General features: G+C 71.6%; 20 protein-coding genes and 1 riboswitch. Of the genes, 10 read left to right on the top strand and 10 right to left on the bottom strand.

The window, feature by feature from the left end; all coding sequences use genetic code 11:
- Nucleotides 1-35: 35 nt before the first annotated feature.
- Entirely contained in the window at nt 36-1,685 is a 1,650-nt protein-coding gene (locus Aut01nite_RS12050) for a PQQ-binding-like beta-propeller repeat protein (RefSeq protein WP_152629124.1), read from the bottom strand.
- Between the two features lie 110 nt (nt 1,686-1,795).
- On the opposite strand from Aut01nite_RS12050, the gene Aut01nite_RS12045 reads away from it, so the two are divergent.
- Nucleotides 1,796-2,206, top strand: coding sequence for a GNAT family N-acetyltransferase (locus Aut01nite_RS12045; RefSeq protein WP_043533136.1), 411 nt, complete (start codon nt 1,796-1,798; stop codon nt 2,204-2,206).
- Between the two features lie 184 nt (nt 2,207-2,390).
- Here the strand turns inward: Aut01nite_RS12045 and Aut01nite_RS12040 are convergent, their stop codons facing one another.
- Both Aut01nite_RS12040 and Aut01nite_RS12035 read right to left on the bottom strand, forming a co-directional pair.
- A complete protein-coding gene (locus Aut01nite_RS12040; RefSeq protein WP_043533137.1) occupies nt 2,391-2,876 on the bottom strand; it encodes an MSMEG_6728 family protein in 486 nt (161 codons plus the stop codon).
- Between the two features lie 109 nt (nt 2,877-2,985).
- Nucleotides 2,986-4,089 carry a hypothetical protein gene (locus Aut01nite_RS12035; RefSeq protein ID WP_052164595.1) on the bottom strand — a complete coding sequence of 368 codons (1,104 nt, stop codon included), beginning with the start codon at nt 4,087-4,089 and terminating at the stop codon, nt 2,986-2,988.
- 123 nt (nt 4,090-4,212) lie between these two features.
- On the opposite strand from Aut01nite_RS12035, the gene Aut01nite_RS12030 reads away from it, so the two are divergent.
- A complete protein-coding gene (locus Aut01nite_RS12030) occupies nt 4,213-5,976 on the top strand; it encodes an NAD-binding protein (protein WP_236643180.1) in 1,764 nt (587 codons plus the stop codon).
- Here Aut01nite_RS12030 and Aut01nite_RS12025 read toward each other — a convergent pair.
- Complete coding sequence (locus Aut01nite_RS12025) at nt 5,956-7,176, bottom strand: DUF4032 domain-containing protein (RefSeq protein WP_043533138.1); 1,221 nt, start codon at nt 7,174-7,176, stop codon at nt 5,956-5,958. The genes Aut01nite_RS12030 and Aut01nite_RS12025 overlap by 21 nt on opposite strands.
- A gap of 90 nt (nt 7,177-7,266) precedes the next feature.
- On the opposite strand from Aut01nite_RS12025, the gene Aut01nite_RS12020 reads away from it, so the two are divergent.
- Nucleotides 7,267-8,697 carry a trypsin-like serine peptidase gene (locus tag Aut01nite_RS12020; RefSeq protein WP_043533139.1) on the top strand — a complete coding sequence of 477 codons (1,431 nt, stop codon included), beginning with the start codon at nt 7,267-7,269 and terminating at the stop codon, nt 8,695-8,697.
- A gap of 10 nt (nt 8,698-8,707) precedes the next feature.
- Nucleotides 8,708-9,412, top strand: coding sequence for a phosphatase PAP2 family protein (locus Aut01nite_RS12015; protein ID WP_043533140.1), 705 nt, complete (start codon nt 8,708-8,710; stop codon nt 9,410-9,412).
- A gap of 24 nt (nt 9,413-9,436) precedes the next feature.
- On the opposite strand, the gene nagA is transcribed toward Aut01nite_RS12015, so the two are convergent.
- Genes nagA through Aut01nite_RS43385 form a run of 3 tightly spaced genes read right to left on the bottom strand, consistent with a single transcriptional unit; the run spans nt 9,437 to nt 12,383 of the window.
- Entirely contained in the window at nt 9,437-10,534 is a 1,098-nt protein-coding gene (gene nagA, locus Aut01nite_RS12010; RefSeq protein ID WP_043533141.1) for an N-acetylglucosamine-6-phosphate deacetylase, read from the bottom strand.
- On the bottom strand, nt 10,531-11,463 hold the full coding sequence (locus Aut01nite_RS12005; protein ID WP_043533142.1) for an ROK family protein: 933 nt from the start codon (nt 11,461-11,463) through the stop codon (nt 10,531-10,533). The genes nagA and Aut01nite_RS12005 overlap by 4 nt, the downstream gene beginning before the upstream one ends.
- The gene (locus Aut01nite_RS43385) at nt 11,460-12,383 is read right to left on the bottom strand and encodes an SIS domain-containing protein (protein WP_043533143.1); all 924 of its coding nucleotides are present in this window, start codon (nt 12,381-12,383) and stop codon (nt 11,460-11,462) included. The genes Aut01nite_RS12005 and Aut01nite_RS43385 overlap by 4 nt, the downstream gene beginning before the upstream one ends.
- Before the next feature lie 190 nt (nt 12,384-12,573).
- Here Aut01nite_RS43385 and Aut01nite_RS12000 point away from each other — a divergent pair, with 190 nt between their 5' ends.
- Both Aut01nite_RS12000 and Aut01nite_RS11995 read left to right on the top strand, forming a co-directional pair.
- A complete protein-coding gene (locus tag Aut01nite_RS12000; protein ID WP_043533144.1) occupies nt 12,574-13,359 on the top strand; it encodes a DeoR/GlpR family DNA-binding transcription regulator in 786 nt (261 codons plus the stop codon).
- A gap of 85 nt (nt 13,360-13,444) precedes the next feature.
- Complete coding sequence (locus tag Aut01nite_RS11995) at nt 13,445-13,810, top strand: DUF3263 domain-containing protein (protein ID WP_373871477.1); 366 nt, start codon at nt 13,445-13,447, stop codon at nt 13,808-13,810.
- Between the two features lie 27 nt (nt 13,811-13,837).
- Here Aut01nite_RS11995 and Aut01nite_RS11990 read toward each other — a convergent pair whose 3' ends face one another.
- Entirely contained in the window at nt 13,838-16,111 is a 2,274-nt protein-coding gene (locus Aut01nite_RS11990; RefSeq protein WP_043533147.1) for an AAA family ATPase, read from the bottom strand.
- A gap of 123 nt (nt 16,112-16,234) precedes the next feature.
- Here Aut01nite_RS11990 and Aut01nite_RS11985 point away from each other — a divergent pair, with 123 nt between their 5' ends.
- From Aut01nite_RS11985 to thrC, 3 genes are all read left to right on the top strand, one after another.
- Entirely contained in the window at nt 16,235-18,976 is a 2,742-nt protein-coding gene (locus tag Aut01nite_RS11985) for an alpha/beta fold hydrolase (protein ID WP_043533148.1), read from the top strand.
- Nucleotides 18,973-19,842, top strand: a complete 870-nt coding sequence (locus Aut01nite_RS11980; RefSeq protein WP_043533149.1) for an ABC transporter permease — start codon at nt 18,973-18,975, stop codon at nt 19,840-19,842. The genes Aut01nite_RS11985 and Aut01nite_RS11980 overlap by 4 nt, the downstream gene beginning before the upstream one ends.
- Before the next feature lie 311 nt (nt 19,843-20,153).
- Nucleotides 20,154-20,293: riboswitch (SAM riboswitch) on the top strand.
- Nucleotides 20,294-20,301: 8 nt separating this feature from the next.
- Nucleotides 20,302-21,585 (top strand): threonine synthase, encoded by a 1,284-nt coding sequence (thrC, locus tag Aut01nite_RS11975; RefSeq protein WP_043533151.1) that lies wholly within the window; start codon nt 20,302-20,304, stop codon nt 21,583-21,585.
- Nucleotides 21,586-21,830: 245 nt separating this feature from the next.
- Here thrC and Aut01nite_RS11970 read toward each other — a convergent pair whose 3' ends face one another.
- Nucleotides 21,831-22,325, bottom strand: a complete 495-nt coding sequence (locus tag Aut01nite_RS11970; protein ID WP_052164598.1) for a hypothetical protein — start codon at nt 22,323-22,325, stop codon at nt 21,831-21,833.
- Nucleotide 22,326: 1 nt separating this feature from the next.
- Complete coding sequence (locus tag Aut01nite_RS11965) at nt 22,327-22,830, bottom strand: GNAT family N-acetyltransferase (protein ID WP_052164599.1); 504 nt, start codon at nt 22,828-22,830, stop codon at nt 22,327-22,329.
- A 490-nt stretch (nt 22,831-23,320) separates the two neighbouring features.
- On the opposite strand from Aut01nite_RS11965, the gene groL reads away from it, so the two are divergent.
- The gene (groL, locus tag Aut01nite_RS11960) at nt 23,321-24,943 is read left to right on the top strand and encodes a chaperonin GroEL (protein ID WP_043533155.1); all 1,623 of its coding nucleotides are present in this window, start codon (nt 23,321-23,323) and stop codon (nt 24,941-24,943) included.
- The last annotated feature ends 37 nt before the right edge of the window (nt 24,944-24,980 follow it).

Below are 24,980 nucleotides of genomic sequence, written 5' to 3'. Positions count from 1 at the left end.
AGCGGCCCCTCTTCCACGGAAGGGGGGCCGCTTCGTCAGTCCGCGAACGAGTAGACGACGTACTTCTCGCCGGTCGCGCAGGCCAGCACCGCGGTGTTCCAGGCGCAGGTGCCCGATCGGACGTCGCGCATCAGGCTCAACTCGACCGGCTTGTCGCCGAGGTGCACACCGGACAGGGACTGGTCGCCCACCGAACCGGTCAGCGGGGAGGCGAACCGGAGCACGTTGGCGGCGTCCAGCCGGACCGCCACGCCCGGCCAGGTCCAGGCCGGTTCGCCGTCCAGGAACAGGGTGCTGTCCTCGTCGGTGTTGGCGAGCACGCCCCGGTCGCCGACGGCGACGAGACTGTCCACGTTCGGGGCGTCGGCGTTCCAGGTTCCTTCGCCGCCGACCGCGTACACCTTGGCAATCTTCCTGTCGTACCCCGGCTTCTGGATGAAGCAGAGCAGCTTGCCGCACGGGACGAGCCCGTCGATGTCGTCGGTCGAGGCGGCGCTGTGCACGGTGCCCGGGTTGGCGGCGAGGTTCGCCAGGTCGTACTCGAAGATCCGTTTGGTGGTCCCGACCTCCAGCACGAACAGCCGCCCGTCGTAGGCGACGGTCTTCTCGCTGGTGGAGGCCACGTCCGTGCGTTCCTGCAGGATGTTGCCGGAGTCGATGTCGCGGACCTTGACGGTCCGGTCGCTGTCGAACTGGACGATCCGTTCGTCGTCGGCCAGATCCGGCGCGAAGAGCCGCCCCGCGGTGCCGGCCGGCCCGGCCAGGTCCTTCGCGGTCAGCACCGGGCGGACCACGGTGCCGTCCGGGTCGACGTCCTGCCATTTCTCCGCACCGTCGGTGAGCCCGAGGCCGACGAGCCGCTCGCCCGCCCGATCCGACCAGACCGCGGTCTCGGCGCCGAGCAGCACCTCGTCGTAGTAGTCGAGCGGCTTCTCCCAGAGGAGATCGCCGTCCGCGGCGTCCAGCACCACGATCTTCTTGGTCCCGGTGGTGGAGTCCATCCCGGAGAAGAGCGCCACCACCGACGGGGTCACCGCCATCGACTCCCAGAGTTTCGCCTTTCCGGCGCTCTTCTCCCACAGCGCCTTGTCGCCGCGGCCGGTGTCGGCGGCGACCACGTGCAGTTCGTCCTGGTCGTCGGCGCTGGCGAAGTAGGCCCGGTCCCCGAGGACCTCGGCGTCGACGAAGGCCGAGGTGATCGGCGTCCGCGGGGTGATCGCCTTGATCTGCTCGACGGTGTGGAAGTCGAGGGCCGGGTAGCGTGGCCAGAAATACACCGTCGCCGCGACGGCGACCGCGGCCACGAGCAGGCCGGCGATGCCGGCGGTCACCATGCGGCGGGTCCGCCGGGGCGGCTCCGGCTCCTCCGCGGTGGGTTCGGTGGCGCCGAGCACGGTCCAGGTGGCGCCGGGAGTGGACGGGGGCGCCTCGAAACTGGGTTTTCCGCCGGCGGCGATCGCGGCGGCCTCGGCGACGGCCCACGGGTCGACCGGCGTCGCGTACTGATGAACCTCCACCCGGGCGGTCGGCTCCTGCCCGGGATCGACGTCGGCCGGGGGCTGCGGCACGGTCGCCGGGGTCGGTGTCGGCGTGGCCGCCTCGGACACTCCCGGCGCGAAACGGGCGGGCTCCTGCTCGGTCTCGTCGCCCGGATCCGCCATGTCCCCGCCTCTCTCCGCCGCCACGGCCCGTCATGCTACCGAGTCACCCGTCGATGATCAGTCCGCCGAGCGGGTCGACGCGGTCGCCGAAAACCAGTGGTGAGTCGCGATACGTCCCTGGTTATCGTGGCGTCATGCGCATCGAACGGGTAACCGCCGAAGCCGAGGTCCACCGGGCTGCGGATCTCTTCGACACCCCACCCCTCGAGGCGGCGACCCGGCGTTTCCTCACCGACCCCACCCACCACCTGCTGCTCGCCTACGACGACGCGGACCGCCCGATCGGCATGGTCACCGGCGTGGAGACCACCCACCCGGACAAGGGCACCGAGATGTTCCTGTACGAGCTCGGGGTGGCGCCGGTCGCCCGGCTCCAGGGCGTCGGCGCGGCGCTGGTCGAGGCCCTGGCCACGCTGGCCCGTGAGAAGGGGTGCTACGGCATGTGGGTGGCGACCGACGCGGACAACGAGGCGGCCCTCGCCACCTACCGCCGGGCCGGCGCTGCTGAGGAGATGTCCTTCACCATGCTTTCCTGGAACTTCTGAAACCCTTTTCTGGTACGCCGTGCGCAGCCCCCGACCGCAACCATCCCGTCCCGTCTACTCCACGCGAGGCAGGCGACACCGACGACCGAAACGCGGCCGCCGGGCCGAGGCGGCGCTTACGGTCCGTGCTTTTCGTGTGGGCGGTTTCGGCCGTCGAACGCGCCCGAACCACCCACGCGGCCGGTCAGGACGGGACGAGAGTCGGGGGTCGGTCGGAGGCGGGCCACACGTACGGCAGATCGTCGGGGACGTCGTCACCGAACACCGGACGGTAGAAGGCCGGGTCCTTGCGAACCAGCGCCGACCGGTGGCTCAGGTGCAGGGCCGGATCGCCGAGCCAGGGCGGGAGATGGCCGGCCTCCCCGAGCGCCTGCTGGGAGCGGATCACTTCGATGCCGGCCGTCGTCCGTACGTCCGCGCGCAGCGTGTCCGCGCAGGTGTCGGCGTTGCCGGCGTCGACCCAGACCGCGCACATGTCCAGGCCGTAACGGACCAGGGCCTCCTCGTACCCGTGCCACATCTTGACCGCGGGATGGTGCCGCCAGCCGTACCCCGCCACCGTCAGCCCGCGCAGCACCTGAATCGTCTCGACCCGCTGCTTGCCGAGCCGCTTGGTGTCCAGCGCCCGCGCGCTGGCCAGGAAATCCGGATCCGGCAGAAATGTCTGCATCCCTGAATTCTCCGCGCCCCCGCCGTCGCCGGCCACGGAATCACCCACCCCGGACGTGCGAGAGCGCGCGCCGTGTGGACGTCACGGCGCGCGCTCCCGGCAGGAACGGCTACTGCTTGGCGCGGTTCACGAAACCGTCGACGGGCTCCTCGTGCAGGCGCGGGTCGTCGACGCCGGCCGCGAAGCCGCCGGGCGCGGACGGCTGGGTGGACGGGACCAGGGTGGCGCTGCCGGAGGTGGTCGCCGGGGTGGACGGAGCATCGGTGACCGGGCTGTCAGCCGCCGGGCCGTCAGCCGTCGGCCCGTCGGTGGCTGGAGCGTCCGTGGCCGGGGCGCCGGTGGCGGGTTCGCCGGTCATCGGGGCGTCGGTGGCCGGGGCCGGGGCGTCCGGGGCCGGGGAGGCCGGGGCCGAGGCCGCCGGGATGGCGCCGTCGTCCGGGGTGGGCTCGGCGGAACGGGCCGCCCACACGGGTTCGCCGCCCATCGGCATGCCGGAGAACTCGCTCTGCACGTCGGCGACCTGGCGGGGGATCACCGGCAGGGCGCCGGCGAGACCGCCGAGCAGCGGGTAGTCGGACTGTCGGTTCTCCAGCCGCGGGGCGATCGGGCGCTCGTCCGGCGACGGCGTACGGGTCCCCGGTGCGCCGGCCGGGGCGACGGGCACGAACCCGCCCGTGGACGAGCCGGACGGGGTGAGCCCGCTGAGCCGGCCGACGAGCCCGTCCACCGGCACGTTCACCACCCGCATGTCCTGGCCGGCGAGCGGCATCGGCACGCCGTGGACCGGTACGCCGCCGAGCGGGCCGGCCGGTGCCTGGGCGCTGCGCGGGACGGTGCGGATCACGTCGGCGGCGGGCATGAGCGGCCGGTCGGTGGCCTTGCCGCCCTTGGTCTTCCCGGTGCCGGTGTGCTCCTGGACCACGGTGCCGTTGCGGACCACGTCGTTGCGCCGGCCGACCTGGAGCAGGGCCCGGTCCCGGCCGGGTTCGACCTGCAGGACCGGACCGGCGCCCAGCGGCTGGCCGCTGAGCGGGTCGGAGGCGAGCGGGGTTCCCAGCCGCCAGTCGTTCGTCGGCTCGAACGCGTATCCGAGGGCGGTGCTGAGGGCGCCCGGGGCCTTTCCGGGTGCGGGTTCGACGTCCGCCTGAGCGGGCGCCGCAGTGAGGAGCAGGACTCCGCCGGCGATTGCTCCGGCACACCACAACTTGCGCACTGATCTTCTCCTGGCCACATCGGACGATGGGTTCGGTCGATACCCACCAAGTCGGACATAAGGTGTCGGATGGGGCAACGAGCGTTCCCACGAGGCGGTTTCGGTTGACTACGATTCGTGAACGTGAGTGCCGTGCCGATCGAAAAGATCCACAACCGTGCAGAGTCCGATGAGGACAGTCGGCCTCACCTGGTGTTGTGCGGCGCCGATGCGCTGGTCTTCACCCTCGCCGAGGAACTCGCCAACTCCCGGCACCGGATCCGCATCACGGTGATCACTCCGCACCGGATCCGGCCCGACGTGCCCGACATCGCGTCCCTCGCCGATCGGGGCGTGGCGTGGCGCAAAGCCGACCGGCTGGACGAGCGGACCTTCCGCGAGGCCGGCCTGGACGGGGCCACCGCGCTCGCCCTGGTGATGCCGGACGACGTGGTCAACCTGCACGCCGCGCTCTGCGCCCGCGAGGTCGAGGCGGAACTGCGCGTGGTGGTGCGGATGTTCAACACGGCCCTCGGCAAGAGTGTGGCCCGGCTCTTCCCGGACTGTGCGGTGCTGTCGGACGCCGAGATGGCCGCACCCGCCTTCGTCGCGGCGGCACTCGGTGAGGTCGCGCCGACCCACTTCCGGCACTCCGGCCGTACCCTCTATGTCGCCCACCGCAAGGACGTCCCCGAGGGACTGGTGGTCGCCACCCTGACCACCGCCGGCGCGGACGGTGAGGTGAACGTCCTGCCCGCCGAACCGGGGAAGGCGCAGGCGTCGCCGTCCGACCTGGTGCTCGCCGAGGCAGCCGGGCGCCCCGCGAACGAGGACGTGACCCGCCGCCTGCTCGCCCGGGCCGGTCGCCGCCGTCACCCGCTGCGCGCGATCGGGCGGGCGGTGCGGGCCGCGCTCAACCGCAAACTCGGCATCGCGGTGCTGATCACGCTGGCCACCACCCTGCTCGCCGGCCTGGTGCTCGCCCGGTTCGACGAGGGCGGACACGGGCTCTGGGAGTCGATCTACATGACGCTGCTGACCGCGGTCGGCTCGTCCGATGTGGAGGTGGATCGCAACCCGGTCGCTCAGGCGGCGCAACTCGTGCTGACCATCGCCGGGCTGGCGCTGATCCCGCTGATCACCGCCGCAGTGGTGGACGGCATGGTGAACGCGCGGCTGGCGCTGAACCAGGGCCGGATCGCCGGGGTGCTGCGTGACCACATCGTGCTGGTCGGGCTCGGCAACGTCGGCACGCAGGTGCTGCGCCAGCTCACCGACCTGGGGCTGCGGGTCGTCGCGATCGACCGCGTCGCCGACGCCCTCGGTGTGAAGACCGCCCGGAAGCGCGGTGTGCCGGTGATCGTGGGCGACGCCTCGGCGCCGCAGACGCTGCAGGCCGCCTCGATCGACACGTGCCGTGCACTGGTCGTGCTCTCCACCGACGACCGGGTCAACCTGCAGGCGGCCCTGCAGTCCCGGGTCACCCACGACGACCTGCGGGTGGTGCTGCGGCTCTTCGACGACGACTTCGCGCAGCGCGTCGAGTCGGCCTTCCAGATCAACACGTCGCGCAGCGTGTCCCGGATCTGCGCCCCGGTGTTCGCGGCCGCCGTGCTGGAACGCGACGTGCACGCCACCATCCCGGTGGACCGGCACTCGGTGCTGGTCGCCACGGTCACCGTCTCGCCACTGTCCCCCCTGGACGGCGCGCCGCTGGAGCACGCCGACCATCCGGGCGAGGCGCGGGTGATCGGCATGTCGACGGCGGGCGAGGAGTGGGTCGACTGGGGCCCGGACCCGCGCCGGGTGCTCGCCGAGGGCGACCGGGTCCTGGTGGTGGCCCGCCGGGAAGGGCTGCGGGTGCTGGCCGAGCTGTCCAGCCCGCCGCTAGATCGTCCCGCTGAGTGAGTCCGCCTCGACGCCCAGCACGGCCTGCTCGTCCGGCTTGTTGACCAGCACGTCGTCGAGGTAACTCTTCACGGCCGGGCCCATCCCGACGTCGCGGCCGGCCTTCTCGGAGAGCAGCCACTTGTGCTGGATGATCTGGGAGAAGATCTCCTGCGGCTCCAGCTTGCGGCGCATGTTGGCCGGGACCGCCCGGACCACCGGCTCGAAGACCTCGGTCAGCCAGCGGTGCGCGGCCTGCTGCTCGTCCTTCAGGTGGCTCTCCGCCCGGTACGCGTCGAGGTCGTTGAGCAGCTGCCGGGCCTGGTTCTCCTCGGCGTCCAGGCCGGTCAGCCGCATCAGCCGGCGAGTGTGGTAACCGGCGTCGACGACCTTCGGGCGTACCAGATATCCGCCGTCGTCCGACGTGGACATGCTCACCTCGGCCACGTCGAAGCCGAGCTCGTTGAGCCGCCGGATCCGCCGCTCGATGTGGTGCCGGGAGTCCCGCGACACCTCCTGCTCGTAGGTGACCTCGTGCCAGAGCCGTTCGTACCGCGCCACGATGTCGTCGACCACCGCCTCCGGGTCGATCGACTCGTGCAGCAGCTCGGCGGCCTGCAGGTCCAGGCACTCGCCGAAGATGTTCAGCCGCAGGATCTCGATGTCCTCACTGCGCTGGCCCTCGGACAGTTTCGGATGGAGGTTGCCGGTCTCGGCGTCCACCAGATAGGCGGCGAAGGCGCCCGCGTCCCGCCGGAACAGCGTGTTCGACAGCGAGCAGTCGCCCCAGGAGAAGCCGGTCAGGTGCATCCGCACGACCAGGGCGGCGAGAGCGTCGAGCAGCCGGTTCATCGTCTCCGGCCGCAGCACCCGGGAGAACAGCGCCCGATAGGGCAGCGAGAACTGCAGGTGCCGGGTCACCAGCACGGTCTCCAGCGGCTCACCCTCCGGGGTGAGCCGGTCGGTGGCGATGGCGACCGCCTGCACGGCCGGGAAGTCGATCCGCTCGAGGGCGCGGAGCAGGTTGTACTCCCTCTCGGCGATCCGCTCGCGGGTCTCCTTCATCGCGTAGACGACGCCGTTGAGCCTGACGAACCGGACGATGTGCCGCGAGATGCCCTGGGGCAGCGCGACCAGATGATCGGCCGGCCAGTCCTCCAGCGGGATGTGCCACGGCAGGTCCAGCAGCGCGGGGTCGATGAGGGCGGAGGTGATGCGCACGGACTCAAGTGTGCCGGGTTCTTCGGCGCGTCGTGGCCGGAGGTGGCTCGTTACACAGGTGCGAAACGGCCCACGACGTACGGGAGTGGCATGCGACGCAAGACAGGCATCGTCATCGGAACGTGCGCCGCGCTGGCCCTGGCCGGTGTGGCCGGGGTGGTGGCGTCGGCGGGTACCGATGACGGCGCGGCCGAAACCGCCCGGCCGGCGGCGGCTCCGGTCGCGCGGACCCCGGTCACCGAACACGGGGTCGCCTCGACGGCGCCCGCCGCGCGCCGTGCCGCCCCTCGGACCACGGCAGCCTCACCGGCACCGTCGATCACCCCCGCCTCGATCTCCCCGTCCGCCCCGCAGTCCGCAACGGATGCCCGACCGGGCGTAACGGGCGGCACGGCCGCCACGGGCGAGACGGCGAGGACCCGGCCGCTCGAGTCGGCGACCACCCGCGGTACCGGACGCGAGCGGATCGGCCGGCTGTTCGAGGTCGACAAGCTGCTCGGATACCTCGCGGGACCGCAGCGGCAGGAGTTCGCCTACCCCGGCGCGTCCTATGTGAAGCTGCACTTCGACCGGCTCACCATGCTGCCCGGCGACTACGTGACCGTGTCGAACCCGGCGGGCACCGAGTCGTACCGCTACGAGAGCGACGCCGACGGCCGCTGGGCCATGTCGATCACCGGTGACACCGCCGTCGTCGAGGTGCACCGCAAGGTCAACCCGCTGGGCGCCGGTGACGTCCTCGGCGGGTTGGGGGTGGGCGTGGACAAGGTCGCCCGCGGCGACCGGCGGGAGACGCTGGAGACGCGACGGGAGTCGGCGAAGCGGCTCCCGGCCGGGCCCGGCCGGGAGGAGTCGGTCTGCGGCAGCGACACCTCCACCGACGCGGTCTGCTACGAGTCGAGCGATCCGGCCGCCTACACCAAGTCGAAAGCGATCGCCCGGCTCCTGATCAACGGCACCGAGCTGTGCACCGGCTGGCGGGTCGGCGCCAAGAACCGCATGATCACCAACAACCACTGCCTGACCACCTCCGACGAGGCGTACGACACCGAGGTCTGGTTCAACTACCAGTGCGCCAAGTGCGGCGGGTTCGACGTCTTCAAGCCCACCAAGGTGTGGGGTGACCAGGTGCTCAGCACCGACAAGACGTACGACTACACGCTCTTCACCGTCGACGGCTTCGAGTCGGTGCAGAAGTTCGGGTACCTCACCCTGGACACCGCCCGCCCGCGCCGGGGTCAGACGCTGTACGTGCCGCAGCACCCCGCCGGCGAACCGGCCCGGATCGCCGGCAGCCAGGGCGAGGCGGCCGGCAACTGCGCGGTCGACAACCCCGACTACACGGGGTACGCGGCCCACTCCGACGTCTCGTACTTCTGTGACACCGCGGGCGGGTCGTCCGGATCGCCGGTCATCTCCCGGGCCACCAACAAGGTGGTGGCGTTGCACCACTTCGGCGGCTGTCCCAACTCCGGGGTCCGCGGTGATCTGCTGGCGAACAGGTTGCGCGCGTACCTCTAGTTTTGTAGGGGTGAGCAACAAGATCGCCCGAAGCTGGTGGCCCGATGCGGCGGCGCTTGCCGCGTTCGTGGCCCTGACCGTGGCGCTGGCCCGTGGCCACCTGCTGGACTTCGACCGGCGGGTGGCCGCATGGGCGCTGACACAGCACGACTCGGCCGGGCCGGTCTACTGGACCGCGCGGGTGTTCAACTATCTGGGGCAGGGCGGCTCGCTCCTGATGCCGGTGACGATCCTGCTGACCGGGCTGCTGTTCTGGCGTACCCGGTCGGTCCGGGCCGTTCTGCCGTTCGCGGCCACCTTCGTGCTGACCTACTTCACCATCGGCCCGGCGAAGATCTTCTTCGACCGGGCCGCGCCGAGATTCGAGGGCCCGGACCCGACGATGCTGTTCAACCCGCACGCGTCGGGCACGCTGGCGATGAGCTACCCGTCCGGGCATGTGGCCAACTCGATCGTCTGGTTCGGGACGATCGCGCTGCTGCTGAGCATGCTGCGGGGCCGGGACCTGTCCCGCCGGGAGTGGATCCCGCTGCGCGTGCTGCCGGTGGTGATCGTCTTCGTGACCACGGTCTACACCGGGTTCCACTGGGTCACCGACTCGGTCGCGGCCCTGTTCCTCGGCCTGATCCTGACCCGGCTGCTGGCCCGGATCCCGTTCGCGTCGATTCCGCTGCCCCGCGCGGCGCAGCGCTGGGACCGCCCGGCCCACCGCTGAACCCACGGGCCGCATACGCGGGTCTCAGAGCCAGGTGCCGGCGTGCAGCACCCGCCGCAGCGAGAGGTCGGGGGAGAGGGCGACCGCGTCGGCGCGCAGCCCCGGGGCCAGGGCGCCGAGCCGGTCGGACAGGCCCAGGAGGCGCGCCGGGGTGGTCGAGGCCATCCGGGCCGCCCCGACCAGCGGCAGGCCCGCGGCGACCGCGTTGCGCAGCGCCACGTCCATGGTCAGCGTGCTGCCCGCGATCGAGCCGTTGACCGCCAGCCGGGCCACCCGGTCGGCGACCACGACCTCCTGACCGCCCAGCTCGTACCGGCCGTCGGCCATGCCGGTGGCGTCGATCGCGTCGGTGATCAGCACCGACCGGTCCGGTCCGGCGCTGCCGGCCGCGAACGCCAGCATGCCCGGGTGCAGGTGGATGTTGTCGGCGATCAGCTCGCAGGCGACGGTCGAGGAGAGCAGGCCGACGACCGGTCCGGGTTCGCGGTGGTGCGGCGGGCGCATGCCGTTGAACAGGTGGGTGGCGACGCTCGCGCCGGCTGCCACACCGGCGTGGGTCTGGTCGTACGTCGCATCGGTGTGCCCGATCGCCGCCAGCACCCCGTGACCGTTCAGGTAGGCGATCGCCTCCAGCGCGCCGGGCAGTTCCGGAGCGACGGTCATCATCCGTACCGTCCCCGCACCGGCCTCGATCAGCTCGGAGATCTCGGCCATCACCGGGTCCCGCAGGAAGTCCGGGTTCTGCGCCCCGCACCGGGCATGCGACAGGTACGGCCCCTCGAAGTGGATCCCGGCCAGCACCCCCGCCTCGACCAGCGGCCGGAAACCGCTGACCGCCGAGAGCATCAGCTCGAACGGCGAACTGACCAGGCTCGCCAGCAGCGTCGTCGTCCCGTGGCCCAGGTGGAAGGCGGCCGCGCCGCAGGCCGCGTCCACGTCACCGGTGGTGAAGGTGTGCCCGCCGCCGCCGTGGCAGTGCAGGTCGACGAAGCCGGGTACGAGCACGTCGTCGCCCACGCCGTCGTCCGGCACGATCGCCGCGATGGTGTCGCCGTCGAGGTCGAGGTGGCCGGGGACGACCGCGTCCGGAGTGACGATCCGGCCGGAGAAGGCACGTGTCACGAGGAGCCTTTCAAGCTGTCCAGGGCGAGCAGGGCGGAGCCCAGGCAGCCGGCGGCGTCGCCCAGCTCGGCCCGGACGATCTCGGGGGTGCGGTGGAAGGTGACCCGGGCGTCCACCGCGGCCCGGACCGGCAGCAGCAGGTCGTCCCCGGCCTCGGCCAGTCCGCCGCCGAGCACCACCACGCCGGGGTCGTACAGCGCCTGTGCGGTGAGCAGGCCGTCGGCGAGGGCCTCGACCGCCTCCTGCCACACCCGGCGGGCCAGGTCGTCGCCCCGGGCGGCGCGGGTGGCCACGTCGAAGGCGGTCGCGCGGGGGTCGCCGGACAGTTCCGCGTAGCGCCGGCCGACCGCACGGGCCGAGGCCAGCGCCTCCAGGCAGCCGCGCAGCCCGCAGCCGCACGCCGGCCCGTCCGGGCGGACCACGACATGCCCCAGCTCACCGGCTGCGCCGTGCGCGCCGGGATAACCGGTTCCGTCGATCACCAGCCCGCCGGCGATGCCGGTGCCGATCGCCACGAACAGCACGTGCCGCCGCCCCCGCCCGGCGCCGAGCCGGGCCTCGGCGAGAGCGCCGACCCGAACGTCGTGGCCGAGCGCGGCGGGCAAACCCAGCCGCTTCGCGGCGAGATCACGCAACGGTACGTCCCGGAAGCCGACGTTCGCCGACCACACCGCGACGCCGTTCACCTCGTCGACGACACCGGGCACCGCGATGCCGCACGCGACGGGGGTGAGCCCGTCCGTGCGGGCTCGTTCGGCCAGCGACTCGGCGACCGACAGGATCTTCTCGGTGACCGCCTCGGGCCCGCGATCGGCCCGGGTCGGGTGCCGTTCCTCGTGGTGGACGGTGCCGTCCGGGCGCACCAGGGCGCATTTCATCCCGGTGCCGCCCACGTCGAGGGCGATCACCGCGGTGGGTGCCGAGGTCACGTCAGGACTACGGAACGGCTGAGGTGGCGCGGGTTGTCCGGGTCCAGGCCCTGGGTGGTGGCCAGGGCAAGAGCGACCCGCTGGGCCAGGATCAGGTCGGCCATCGGGTCGAGCGGGGCGCGCTTGCCGACCCAGCGGCCGATCGAGCCGTACCCGCCGTGGTGTTTGGCGTGCACGAACGCGGCGCCGGTCCGCTCCACCTCCTCGGCCAGCCCGGCCGGGACGTCACCGAAGGCCCACACCACCCGGCGCGGCCCGGCGATCGAGATGGGCCCGTGCCGGTAGTCCATCGCGGGGTACGACTCGGTCCAGAACCCGGCGGTCTCCCGGCACTTGAGCGCGGCCTCCTCGGCGAGCCCGACGGTCCAGCCCCGGCCGAGGAAGGTGATCTGGTCGGTGAGCGCCGGGTGCACCGGCAGCGGCAGCCGGACCGCGACCTCGGCGTCCGCGGCGGCGGTCTCGATGTCGTGGCCCAGGTGGGCGCGCAGGGTGGCGAGCACGCTGGTGGCGAACCGGGTCTGCACGACCGACTTCTCGTCGGCGAAGTCGAGGACCACGGCGTCGGTGGCCAGCTCGGTGGCCGGTTGCGCGGCGTCGGCGGTGAAGAGCGTGACCGGGGTGTGCTCGCGGACCTCGCGCATCACGTCGACGGTCTCGGTGGTGGTGCCGGACCGGGTGATCGCGACGAGCCGGTCGTAGCGGCGGCCTAACGGGAAGTCGGAGGCCTGGAAGGCGTCGGTCTCACCGTGGCCGCTCTGCTCGCGCAGGGCCGCGTACGCCTTGGCCATGAACCAGGAGGTCCCGCACCCGACTACGGCGACCCGTTCCCCGTGGGCCGGAAGTCCCGGCGCTTCGGCTAGTTTCGCCGCCTGCCGCCAACACTCCGGTTGCGTGGCGATCTCCGCTTTGACATGGCTCATGGCTGTTCCTCACCGGTAGATGCTGCGCATTCGCGCTCGGTTCCCGGGACTTTCGCGCGTTATTGTGCTCACGAGGCCGCCGCCGGGGCAAGCGCCAAAGGTCCTTCGCGCATCGGATCTCTTTGCTTCCAGGCCTTTCGCGCACTAATGTGCACACACTTATCATGGAACGTGCATCGGGGAGTGGTGGGTGGACCGGTACGCGCGGTGGAATGCCCTGCTTGAGCTACTGACGGAGAGCGGCAGGGTGACCGTTGAGGAGGCCTCCGAGCGTCTCGACGTGTCCCAGGCCACCATCCGCCGCGACTTCGACCAGCTCGCCCAGCAGCAGATGATCACCCGGACCCGGGGCGGCGCGGTCGCCAACGGCGTCTCCTACGACCTGCCGTTGCGGTACAAGAGCGCCAAGCACTCGGCGGAGAAACAGCGTATCGGCGAGGCCGCCGCCCGCCTGGTCACCCCCGGCACGGTCGTCGGGCTCAACGGCGGCACCACGATCACCGAGGTGGCCCGGGCCCTGGCGGTCCGGCCGGACCTCAACGCCGGCGGCGAGGGCTCCCAGCTGACCGTCGTCACCAACGCCCTGAACATCGCCAACGAACTGCTGCTGCGCTCCCGGATGAAGATCGTGGTGGCCGGCGGCGTGGTCCGCCCCCAGTCGTTCGAGGTGGTCGGCCCGCTCGGCGGCGCCCTCCTCAAGGAGGTCACCCTCGACATCGTGCTGCTCGGCGTCGACGCCCTGGACGTGGAACTGGGCGCGGCCTCCCACCACGAGGGCGAGGCGTCGATGAACAGCCTGATGGTGGCCCGCGCCAAACGGGTCGTGGTGATCGCCGACTCGTCCAAGCTGGGCGGCCACGCCTTCGCCCGGATCTGCCCGATCAGCAAGGTCGAGACCCTGGTCACCGACTCCGGCGCGCCCGCCTCGACGATCGCGGCGTTCCGTGAAGCGGGCGTCGACGTCATCACCGCCTGAAATAATGTGGACGTTCGGTAGTCGCTCGACCGCATGGGGTAGCGTCTGCGGGGATCTTCGGCGCGCCCTATGCTGAGGATCCCTCGTGAAGTGGTCACCGATGCCGTCTGGGAGCGCCATGCAGCCCGCCGCCGAACCGACCGGGGAACACCAGCCGGCCGAGGAGCAGCAGCACATCCCCGCCCCGCGTGCGGCCGAGCCGGCCACCCCGCCGGCCGCCGGGCCGCTCACCGAGCGGGAACTGGAGATCCTCGCCTTCGAGGGCAAGTGGTGGAAGCACGCCGGGGCCAAGGAACAGGCCATCCGGGACACCTTCGGCCTGTCCTCGACCCGTTACTACCAGCTCCTCAACGCTCTGCTCGACAATCCCGCCGCCCTGGAGAAGGACCCGATCCTGATCGGCCGGCTCCGCCGGCTCCGCTCGGCCCGGGCCCGCACCCGCCGCCGCTGAGAGCGGCCGGACCCCGCACGCCGGATCTCAGGGCTGGTGGTTCTCGGCGTAAGCGGCGAGCCACGCCACCTGGGCCGGATCCAGGGAGGCGCGGATCCGGGCACGCGCGGCCGCCACGTTCGCCGCGGTGACCGTCGTCGCCTCCAGCGACTCGCGCATCGCGGCCAGCGCCGACTCCCGGATCAGCGCGGCACAGTCGGCCGCCGAGAAACCCTCCAGCTCCGCACCGAGCGCGGCCAGGTCGACCGCGTCGTCCAGCGGAACCGATTTCGACGACGCGCGCAGGATCGCGGTCCGCGCCTCGGCGTCCGGCGGCGGCACGAACACCAGCCGTTCCAGCCGGCCGGGCCGCAGCAGCGCCGGATCGATCAGGTCCGGCCGGTTGGTCGCCCCGATCACCACCACGTTGCGCAGATCCTCGACCCCGTCCAACTCGGTCAGCAGGGCGGCCACCACCCGGTCGGTCACACCGCCGTCGGTGCCCTGACCGCGGGCCGGGGCCAGCGCGTCCACCTCGTCCAGGAAGACCAGGGTGGGCGCGGCCTCCCGGGCCCGGCGGAACAGCTCCCGCACCGACTTCTCGCTGTCACCCACCCACTTGCTGAGCAGCTCGGCGCCCTTCACCGACAGCACGTTCGCCTTGCCGGTCCCGGCGATCGCCTTGACCAGGTACGTCTTGCCGCACCCGGGCGGGCCGTAGAGCAGCACCCCGCGCGGCGGCGAGACACCGAGCCGGGCGAACGTGTCCGGATAGGTCAGCGGCCACAGCACCGACTCGGTGAGCACCTGCTTGACCTCGACCATGTCACCGACGTCGTCCAGCGTCACCGCGGCGACCTCCAGGGTGGACTCGGCCATCGAGGTGGGCCGGACCACCTCCAGGGCGGCCTCGAAGTCGGCCATCGTCACGATCGGCGGGGCCTCGGCGTCCCCGTCCGGGCCGACCAGGCGAAGCTCGGTGCGGTCGGTACCGACGAGACGGAGGGCCGCCCGGACACCGGCCTCCCGGGCCAGCGCGCCGAGGTCGGCGGCGACGAAACCGGGGGTGCGCCCGGCGACCTCGTCCAGCCGCACGTCCTCGGCCAGTGGCATCCCTCGGGTCAGCGCGCCGAGCTGCTCCCGGCGCATCGCCGCGTCCGGCAGCGGCACGGTGAGCGCAATGGCGAGCAGGTCGGGCCCGCGCAGCGCCGGATCCACCGACTCGGGCCTGCTGGTGGTGCAGACGACCGCGACACCCTCGGCGAGCGTCGCCGCCAGCACTTGCCGGAAGACCGTGGAGATCGGGCCGGGCTCCTCGCGGGGGGCCAACGCCTCCACGTCAGAGATCAGGAGAACGGCGGGACGCTCACCGCGTACCTCAGCGGAGAGCTCTCGCAACCGACCGGCAGCCGCATTGTTGGTGAGAGCCGCCAGCTCCGGTCCCCAGACCGGCCGGACCGTCGCGCCGACCGCCGCGCCCACCGCGTGGACCAGCGCGGACTTGCCGGACCCGGAAGGGCCGGAGATCAGGACACCGAGCGTGGCCCGGGTGCCGAGCTTGGCCAGCACCTCGCGGTGATGGAATCCCAGGTCGAGCAGTTCCTCCAGTTCCTTGGCCTGGGCGCGGAGGCCGGGCAGGTCGTCGAGGCTGGGTGGTGGCACCTCGGGATCGGTGGAGGCCGGCGTCCCCGCGGCGATGCGGCGGGTGGTCGCGGTGCCCGTGGTGGTCGCGGCGCCGGTGGCGGCCGCGGTGGGACCGTCCTGCCAGCCGACGACCGTGTCCATGGTGACCAGGGACGCGTCGCCGCCGGTCACCTCGATCACGGACAGCAGGGTGCTGGTCCAGGCATAGCCGACCCGGTTGGCGAGGCTGCGCCGGGCGGCCTCCACCAGTGGCCGATGGCCGGCGTCGGGCAGCACGTCCTGCGGCAGCAGCGAGACGTCGTCGCCGGCGCTGACCACCTTGCCGAGCAGCGCCAGCCGCAGCATCTCGGGCGAGACCACGGCGACCACCTCGGGCGGCCCGGCGAGCGTCACCCGGCCGGCCGCCGTCACCGGGACCGGGGTGACCGTGACCTGGCCGCCGTCACGCATTCCGAGGTTGCCCAGGATCAGATCGTCGGCGTAGAGCAGGCCGCGCCCGGCGGTCGCGTCGGCCCGCGCGACGATCCCGGCCGTGACGCGTTTCCCGGCCAGCCGCACCGGGTCGCCCGGGCGCAGCGCCAGCGCAGCCATCACCTCCGGGTGCAGTCGCACGATGCCGCGCCGCGCGTCCAGCGCGGCCGGCCGCAGGGTCACCGTCAGCGTGAGATCATCGGCCACCGCGCGTGCCTCCGGGTCATTGGTCTGGAGCTGGCCCGTCCACGCTAGCCGCCGAGGGGTAGTAGCTGCCCGCTGAGAGGTTTCACAGGCATCGCTCAGCCCGTTCCGGCTAGCGTGTGCGCCATGTCTGCCCTGACCGACCGTCTCCGGCTCACACGCCGCCGGGTCATACCCGCGGTGGCCGCCGCCGTGGTGCTGGCCGCCGCGGCCGTGTGGGCCGTGCGCCCGGCGCCCGAATCCTGGACCACCGAGGACCTGAGACTGGCCGGTGAGGGCGGGGTCGAGTTGGACGCCCGGTTCTACCTGCCGGCGGACAGAGACGGCAAGGTCCCGGCGATCCTGCTCGCGCACGGCTTCGGCGGCTCGAAGGACTCGGTGCGGGACGAGGCCGAGTCGCTCGCCGAGCAGGGCTACGCGGTCCTGGCCTACACGGCGCGCGGTTTCGGCCGCAGCACCGGTCAGATCCACCTGGACAGCCCCGACCACGAGGTCAAGGACGCGCAGCGCCTGCTCGACTGGCTGGCCACCCGCTCCGAGGTGACCACCGACAGCGCGGGCGACCCGCGGGTCGCCGCGGTCGGCGGGTCGTACGGCGGGGCCCTCGCCCTGCTGCTCGCCGGGCAGGACCAGCGGGTCGACGCCATCGTCCCGTCGATCACCTGGAACGACCTGGGTCGGTCCCTGGTGCCCGGCGGCGTCTTCAAGAAGGCCTGGGCGGGCTACTTCTTCGGCAGTGGCAGCGCCGACCTGTCCGCGCTCGCGGCCCTGACCGGCGGTGGCGGCGGCCCGGAGCGGGAGGGCCCGGCGCCGGACGTGGACCCCGCCTGCGGCCGGTTCGCCGAGGACGTCTGCAAGGCGTACCTGCAGATGGCCACCACCGGCATCCCCGACGAGACCACCCTGGCGCTGCTGAGCAGGTCCAGCCCGGCGAGCGTCCTCAGCAAGATCAAGGCGCCGACGCTGCTCGTCCAGGGCGCCGTGGACAGCCTCTTCCCGCTCTCCGAGGCGGACGCCAACGCCAAGGGCATCGCCGCGGCCGGCACCCCGGTGAAGGTCGCCTGGTTCACCGGCGGCCACGACGGCGGTGAGGGACCGGCGAACGACTCGGACCGGGTCGAGTTCCTCACGCTGCAGTGGCTGGACCACTACCTCAAGGGCGAAGGCGACACCCCGAGCGACGACTTCACCTGGTCCCGGGTGGCCGGGTTCAGCGCGACCAGCCGGGATCTGGCGACCAACGGGTACTCCGCGGAGGCGTACCCCGGAATCGCCGGAACCGGAACCACCGACGTCGCCGTCACCGGACCGGCCCAGCCGATCGCCAACCCGCCGAACGGGAACCCCGGCGCGATCTCCTCGATGCCCGGCCTGACCAGCCGGTTGAGCTCACTGCTCAGCGGCGGAGTCGCGATCGACGTGCCCGGTCAGCACGCGAACTTCTCCTCGGCCCCGCTGACCGGCGCGATCGACGTGGCCGGCTCGCCCACGGTGAGACTGCGGGTGGCCTCGCCGACCGGTGAGGCGGTGGTCTTCGTCAAGCTCTACGACGTCGACCCGAACGGCGCGGCGACGCTCAGCGCCGGCCTGGTCGCGCCGGTCCGGCTCACCGGGCTGCCGGCCGACGTCACGCAGGCCCAGCCGGTCACCGTGACCCTGCCGGCGATCGTCCGGCAGATCGAGGCCGGTCACACCATCCGGATCACCGTCGCCACCACCGACCAGGCGTTCCTGAGCCCGGCCACGCCCGCGGTCTACACCGTCGCGGTCGAGTCGGCGCTGACCCTGCCGACGCTGGCCGGCACCCCGATCGGCGACCCGGGCAACCTCTGGTGGCTGGCGCTGGCCGGGGTGGTCGGTGTGATCCTGCTCGGCCTGCTCCTGCTGCTGGTGATCCGCCGGATCCGGCACCGCCGCCGGGACGTGACCGTCATCGAGGAGCACGCGGACACCCCGCTGGTGGTGAAGGGGCTGCGTAAGGCGTACAGCGACGGGTTCGTGGCGGTCCAGGAGATCAGCTTCACGGTCCAGCGCGGCCAGGTCGTCGGGCTGCTCGGCCCGAACGGCGCCGGCAAGACCACCACGCTGCGGGTCCTGATGGGCCTGACCCAGCCGACCGCCGGCGAGATCTTCGTCTTCGGGCACCGGCTGGTCCCGGGCGCCCCGATCCTCTCCCGGGTCGGCGCGCTGGTCGAGGGACCGGGCTTCCTGCCGCACCTGTCCGGCTACGAGAACCTGAAGGCGTACTGGCAGGCCACCGGCCGGCCGTGGGCGGACGCACGGTTCGAGGAGGCCCTGGAGATCGCCGGACTGGGCGACTCGGTGCACCGCAAGACCCGCAAGTACAGCCACGGCATGCGGCAGCGTCTCGCCATCGCCCAGGCCATGCTCGGCCTGCCCGAGCTGCTGGTGCTGGACGAGCCGACCGACGGGCTGGACCCGCCGCAGATCGCCGAGATGCGCCGGGTGCTGCAGCGTTACGCCACCGACGGCCGGGCCGTGCTGGTCTCCAGCCACCTGCTCGCCGAGGTGGAGCAGACCTGCACCCACGCGGTCGTCGTCAACAAGGGCCGGATCGTGGCGTCCGGGCCGGTCGACGACATCGTCGGCGACTCGCCGTCGGTGCAGCTGGACGTGTCCGACGTGCCGGCCGCCACCCGGATCCTGGAGGAGCTGGGGGTGCGTTCGGTCAAACCGGAGGGCCCCAGCGGGCTGATCGTCGACATGAACGGCACGCCCCGCTCCGAGCTCGTCGCGTCGCTGGTCGGCGCCGGGATCGGGGTGGACCGGCTGGTGCCGCGCCGCCGCCTGGAGGACGCGTTCCTGTCCCTGGTCGGCGACAACTCGCGAGGAAGTGGAGACCGATGAGTTCGCTGGAGGCCGCGGCCGGTTACAAGCCCTCGCGCACGCTGCCGATCTGGGCCGAGGTGAAGCGGCAGGCGTCCCGGCGGCGCACCCAGCTCGCGCTCGGGTTCATGGTGGTGCTGCCGCTGATCGTGCTGGGCGCGTTCGAGTTCGGCAACACCGGCGGTGGTGACGACGACGGCGACGGCGGTGGCGCGTTCAGCAGCATCGCCGACCTGGCCACCTCCGGCGGCCTCAACTTCGCGCTGTTCTGCCTCGCCGTCTCGGCCGGGTTCCTGCTGGTCGTGGTGGTCGCGCTGTTCTTCGGCGACACGGTGGCGAGCGAGGCGAGCTGGGGCAGCCTGCGGTACCTGCTGGCGATCCCGGTGCCGCGGGCCCGGCTGCTCGGCGTGAAACTGACCGTCGCCGGGCTGTACTCGCTGCTCGCCCTCTTCACCCTGGTCGGCACCGGCCTGCTGATCGGCACGCTGCGGTACGGCTGGGGCCCGCTGGGCAGCTCGATCGCGGCGGAGCTGCCACCCGCCGAGGGTCTGCTGCGGCTGCTCGGCATCGTCGCCTACCTGGCGGCGACGCTGCTGGTGGTGGCCGGTCTGGCGTTCCTGCTGTCGGTGCTCACCGACGCGGCTCTGGGCGCGGTCGGTGGCGCGGTGATGCTCTGCATCCTGTCCAACATCCTCAACGAGATCGAGGCCCTCGGCGACCTGCGAAAGCTCCTGCCGACGTACTACAACGACGCCTGGCGCGGGCTGCTCTCCACCCCGATCCAGACCGACGAGCTCGCGCAGGGCACCATCTCGGCGATCGTCTACGCCACGATCTTCTGGGGGCTGGCCTTCTACCGCTTCACCCGCAAGGACATCACTTCCTGAAACCGGGCAAGATCAAGAACGCTTTTCGGTACGCCGTCGCACAGTCCCGTCGGTTCGCGGCGGCCACGGCAGGCGGGACACCGGACCGCTCCCCGGCCGCGGGTCATGCATGTGTGAGTCGGTCCGGGCCACCGCCTGCGCTGCCGCGGGGCCACGGGGCTGGGCTACGGCGTACCGAAAATGGGGTTCAGGGATTTTCGGGGGAGGAGGGCCGGGACCGAAGGGCGCTCGCGGAAGGAAGTCGCTCACACCTCGGGATCTCCGTATGGCGTTGACGGAATCTCGTCGTAAGGTGTGGGAAACAACTGAATACCTCATCCAGAGGGGCAGAGGGATACGGCCCGACGAAGCCCCGGCAACCACCGCGCAGGACATCTCGATGACGAGGCCGCGCGTGGCAGGTGCTAATTCCGTCCCCGTTCCGGCAGGTCGCCGCGGGGAAAGATGAGAGGAACTCATATGACGTCTGTCGTCGACGCCTCCGCGCACACCTCCACCTCGCCGGCCCGTGGCCTGATCTGTCGCGCCTGCGGCGCTGAGTACCCGCTCGCCGCGCAGCACGCCTGTTACGAGTGTTTCGGCCCGCTCGAGGTGGCCTACGACGAGGCGGCGCTCGCGCGGGTGACCCGGGCCCAGATCGAGGCGGGCCCGCAGAACATCTGGCGCTACGCGGCCCTGCTGCCCGCCGGTCAGGACCCGGCGACCCGGGTGAGCGTCGACCCGGGCATGACGCCGCTGGTCGCCGCCCCGGCGCTGGCCGCCGCGCTGAACATCCAGGCGCCGCTCTACGTCAAGGACGACTCGCAGAACCCGACCCACTCGTTCAAGGACCGGGTCGTCTCGGTGGCCCTGACCGCCGCCAAGGAGCTCGGTTTCACCCGGTTCTCCTGCGCCTCCACCGGTAACCTGGCCAACTCGGTCGCCGCCCACGCGGCCCGTGCCGGCGTGCCGAGCATCGTCTTCATCCCGGCCGACCTGGAGCAGGGCAAGGTCATCACCACCGCGGTGTACGGCGGTGAGCTCGTCGCCATCGAGGGCTCCTACGACGACGTGAACCGGCTGTGCAGCGAGCTCGTGGAGACCGACGAGTTCGAGGACACCGCGTTCGTCAACGTGAACGTGCGGCCGTTCTACGCCGAGGGCTCCAAGACCCTCGGCTACGAGGTGGCCGAGCAGCTCGGCTGGCGCATCCCGGCCCAGGTGGTCATCCCGATGGCCTCCGGTGAGCTGCTCACCAAGGTGGACAAGGCGTTCAGCGAGCTGGTCGAGATCGGTCTCGCGGAGGCGCCGGAGGGCGGCTGGACCGTCTTCGGCGCCCAGTCCGAGGGCTGCAACCCGATCGCGGTCGCGCTGCACGGCGACACCGACGTGATCACCCCCGTCAAGCCGACCGGCATCGCCAAGTCGCTGAACATCGGCGACCCGTCCGCCGGGCCGTACGCGATCGAGGCCGTCCGCCGCACCGGTGGCTGGATGGACTACGCCAACGACGACGAGATCCGGGCCGGCATCCGGCTCCTCGCCGAGACCACCGGCATCTTCGCCGAGACCGCCGGCGGGACCACTGTCGCGGTGCTGAAGAAACTGGTGGAGAGCGGCCGGCTGGACCCGAGCAAGGAGACTGTGGTCTACAACACCGGCGAGGGTCTGAAGACTCTGGACGCGGTCGCCGGCCAGGTTGGACCGACCCACACGATCAAGCCGTCGCTGCGTGGCGCACGTGAGGCCGGCCTGCTCGGATGACGTCGGTGGGTGCGCAACCCCTCCGGGGTGGCGCACCCACCGAAGTGGCCGTTTCGTGACCATCTATCACTGTAGGTAGTCGGCGATCAGCCGGTTGTCGAGAAATCCCTCCCTCGAGGACTTGCGATCTGATCTCCGGATCGGCAATATGCTCTCTGCGGGAGGATGCGACGCCGTACGAGGCCCCTCACCTGAGCTTGGCGACAATCTCCGAGGGACCCAACGATCCAGCGCTGACCCAATGGCTACGTGCCCGGAGGCGCTGTGCGTCCTTCCTCCCGACCAAATCTCCTCCGCCGTCCGAGGCGGTGAACCCAGGGCCGCAGTGGGATCTCGACGGGATAGTTCCCGTCGGCCAGGCCCGCGTTGCGCTCGAACCAGTTGCGGACGCCGTAAGACCGGGTCAGCGTGATCGACCAGCCGCACGCGAGCCAGTAAGCGGGCCAGAACAGCGGGCCGAGCACCGCGTACTGCCCGGCGTGCCGCGACTCGTGGGTGAACAGCCGGGTCCGTTCCTCGGCCAGCAGCCACTCCGCGGTCCGCTTCGTGATGATCACCGAACCGACCGTGAAACACGTCGCCTTCGGCACTTGGAAGCGGTAGTTCTCGGCGATCAGCACCCCGTGCCGGCCCCGCCGGATCCGCGCCCCGCACGCCTTGGCCAGCGCCAGCCCGACCAGGGTGGTCCCGTTCACCGCGGTCAGCGTGGTCCGGGCCAGATGCCACCCGCGCCCGGCCATCTCACACCCGCCGGCGCATCTGCAGCTCGGCGAGGGCCGGGATGGTCGGATGCCGCAGGCGCACCCCGGTGTCGATGAAGCCGAGCTTCTCGTACGCCCGGACGGCCCGTCCGTTGCCGCACACCACCTCGAGCATCAGCTCGTCCCGCCCGCACGCCGCGGACCAGTCGGCGACCGCCTCGACGAGCTGGCCGAGCAGCTTGCCGCCGCGATGCGCCGGCGTCAGATAGACCGCGAAGATCACCGTGCAGCCGGGCTCGCCGGGCACCACGCACCCGCCGGCGTGCCCGATCAGCGGCCCGCCCGGATCGGCGATGAACTGAGCGCGCTCCGGCCCGGACGACGACTCCCGGATCAGCTGCCGATAGCCCTCGTGCGGCCGGGACGCCGCCCGCTCCAGGGTCTCCAGGAAGGCGAGCGGACTGTCCGCCAGCATCTCCAGGCGCAGGGCACGCATCCGCCCGGCATCCTCGGGAGTCACCCGGCGCACGTTCCAGCTCTCCATAGGCTCCATCCCTACCGCCACCGGCCCTGCGCGGCAACCGGGTTGGCATGAACGGACGAGGGCGGGGTGGTGCGGGGGATCCCGGCCATCCTGGACGCCGGCCAGGCGGTTGCGGCGCTCGTCACCCCGGCTCCGCGGGCACGGAAAGCGGCGCGCACCCCTGCTGACCTGCGGTTGAAGATCATCGAGGGAAATCCCGGCCGCTGTGGCGGGTTTCGCGGGAAGATGGGGTTTCTTGCACTCGCCATCCGAGAGTGCTAAACAAGTGATTGGCACTCGCGCATTGCGAGTGCCAGCAGGTCGGGACGGTGGGGTTCCGGTTGCGATGCCGCCATCGGCATCGGGGCACGGAGCCGGTCGTCGCGGGCTATCCGGCTCGGCCTGAGGACGTCACCTTCGCCAGGTGGTGGCGTCCACAGACGTTCCTCAACGTGCGGAGAGCGGGGCCGACGAGGCCCGGCACCGCGGATGTCCGGGAGGACAACGCCGTATGGCCAAGATCATCGCATTTGACGAGGAAGCCCGTCGCGGCCTCGAGAGCGGCATGAACCAGCTCGCCGACGCCGTGAAGGTGACGCTCGGCCCGAAGGGCCGCAACGTCGTCCTCGAGAAGAAGTGGGGCGCGCCCACGATCACCAACGATGGTGTATCCATCGCCAAGGAGATCGAGCTCGAGGGCACCTTCGAGAAGATCGGCGCCGAGCTGGTCAAGGAGGTCGCCAAGAAGACCGACGACGTCGCCGGTGACGGCACGACGACCGCGACCGTCCTGGCCCAGGCCCTGGTCCGTGAGGGCCTGCGCAACGTCGCGGCCGGCGCCAACCCGATGGCCCTGAAGCGGGGCATCGAGGCCGCCGTCGCGAGCGTCTCCGAGGAGCTCAGCAAGCTGGCCAAGGAGGTGGAGACCAAGGAGCAGATCGCCTCCACCGCCTCCATCTCGGCCGCTGACACCACCGTCGGCGAGAAGGTCGCCGACGCGATGGACAAGGTCGGCAAGGAAGGCGTCATCACCGTCGAGGAGAGCAACACCTTCGGCCTCGAGCTCGAGCTCACCGAGGGTATGCGCTTCGACAAGGGCTTCATCTCGGCCTACTTCATGACCGACGCGGAGCGCATGGAGGCCGTCTTCGACGACCCCTACATCCTCATCGCGAACAGCAAGATCTCCGCGGTCAAGGACCTGCTCCCGATCCTCGAGAAGGTCATGCAGGGCGGCAAGCCGCTCGTCATCATCGCCGAGGACGTCGAGGGCGAGGCCCTGGCCACCCTGGTCGTCAACAAGGTCCGTGGCACCTTCAAGTCGGTCGCCGTCAAGGCCCCCGGCTTCGGTGACCGCCGCAAGGCCATGCTGGAGGACATCGCCATCCTGACCGGTGGCGCCGTCATCAGCGAAGAGGTCGGCCTCAAGCTCGACGCCGCCGACCTGTCCCTGCTGGGCCAGGCCCGCAAGGTCGTCATCACCAAGGACGAGACCACCATCGTCGACGGTGCCGGCAACGCGGAGCAGATCCAGGGCCGGGTCAACCAGATCCGCGCCGAGATCGAGCGCTCGGACTCCGACTACGACCGTGAGAAGCTGCAGGAGCGTCTGGCCAAGCTGGCCGGTGGCGTCGCGGTGATCAAGGTCGGCGCGGCCACCGAGGTCGAGCTCAAGGAGCGCAAGCACCGCATCGAGGACGCCGTTCGCAACGCGAAGGCGGCCGTCGAGGAGGGCATCGTCCCCGGTGGTGGCGTTGCGCTGGTCCAGGCCGGCAAGTTCGCCTTCGACAAGCTGGACCTGTCCGGCGACGAGGCCACCGGCGCCAACATCGTCAAGGTCGCGCTCGACGCCCCGCTGCGGCAGATCGCCGTCAACGCCGGCCTCGAGGGTGGCGTCGTGGTGGAGAAGGTGCGCAACCTCGAAGCGGGTTGGGGCCTGAACGCCGCGAACGGTGAGTACGTCGACCTCCTGGCCGCGGGCATCATCGACCCGGCCAAGGTCACCCGCTCGGCGCTGCAGAACGCCGCGTCGATCGCCGCGCTGTTCCTCACCACCGAGGCCGTCGTGGCCGACAAGCCGGAGAAGAACCCGGCCCCGGCCGGCGCCCCCGGCGGCGGCGACATGGACTTCTGAGTCCACCAGTCACCAAACCGGAAGGCGGTCCGCTTCG

It is taken from the genome of Actinoplanes utahensis (genome assembly GCF_016862455.1).
In the GTDB taxonomy this organism is placed as follows: domain Bacteria; phylum Actinomycetota; class Actinomycetes; order Mycobacteriales; family Micromonosporaceae; genus Actinoplanes; species Actinoplanes utahensis.
Note: the sequence above shows the minus strand (reverse complement) of the source record. Positions and strands in the feature narration are given on the sequence as shown.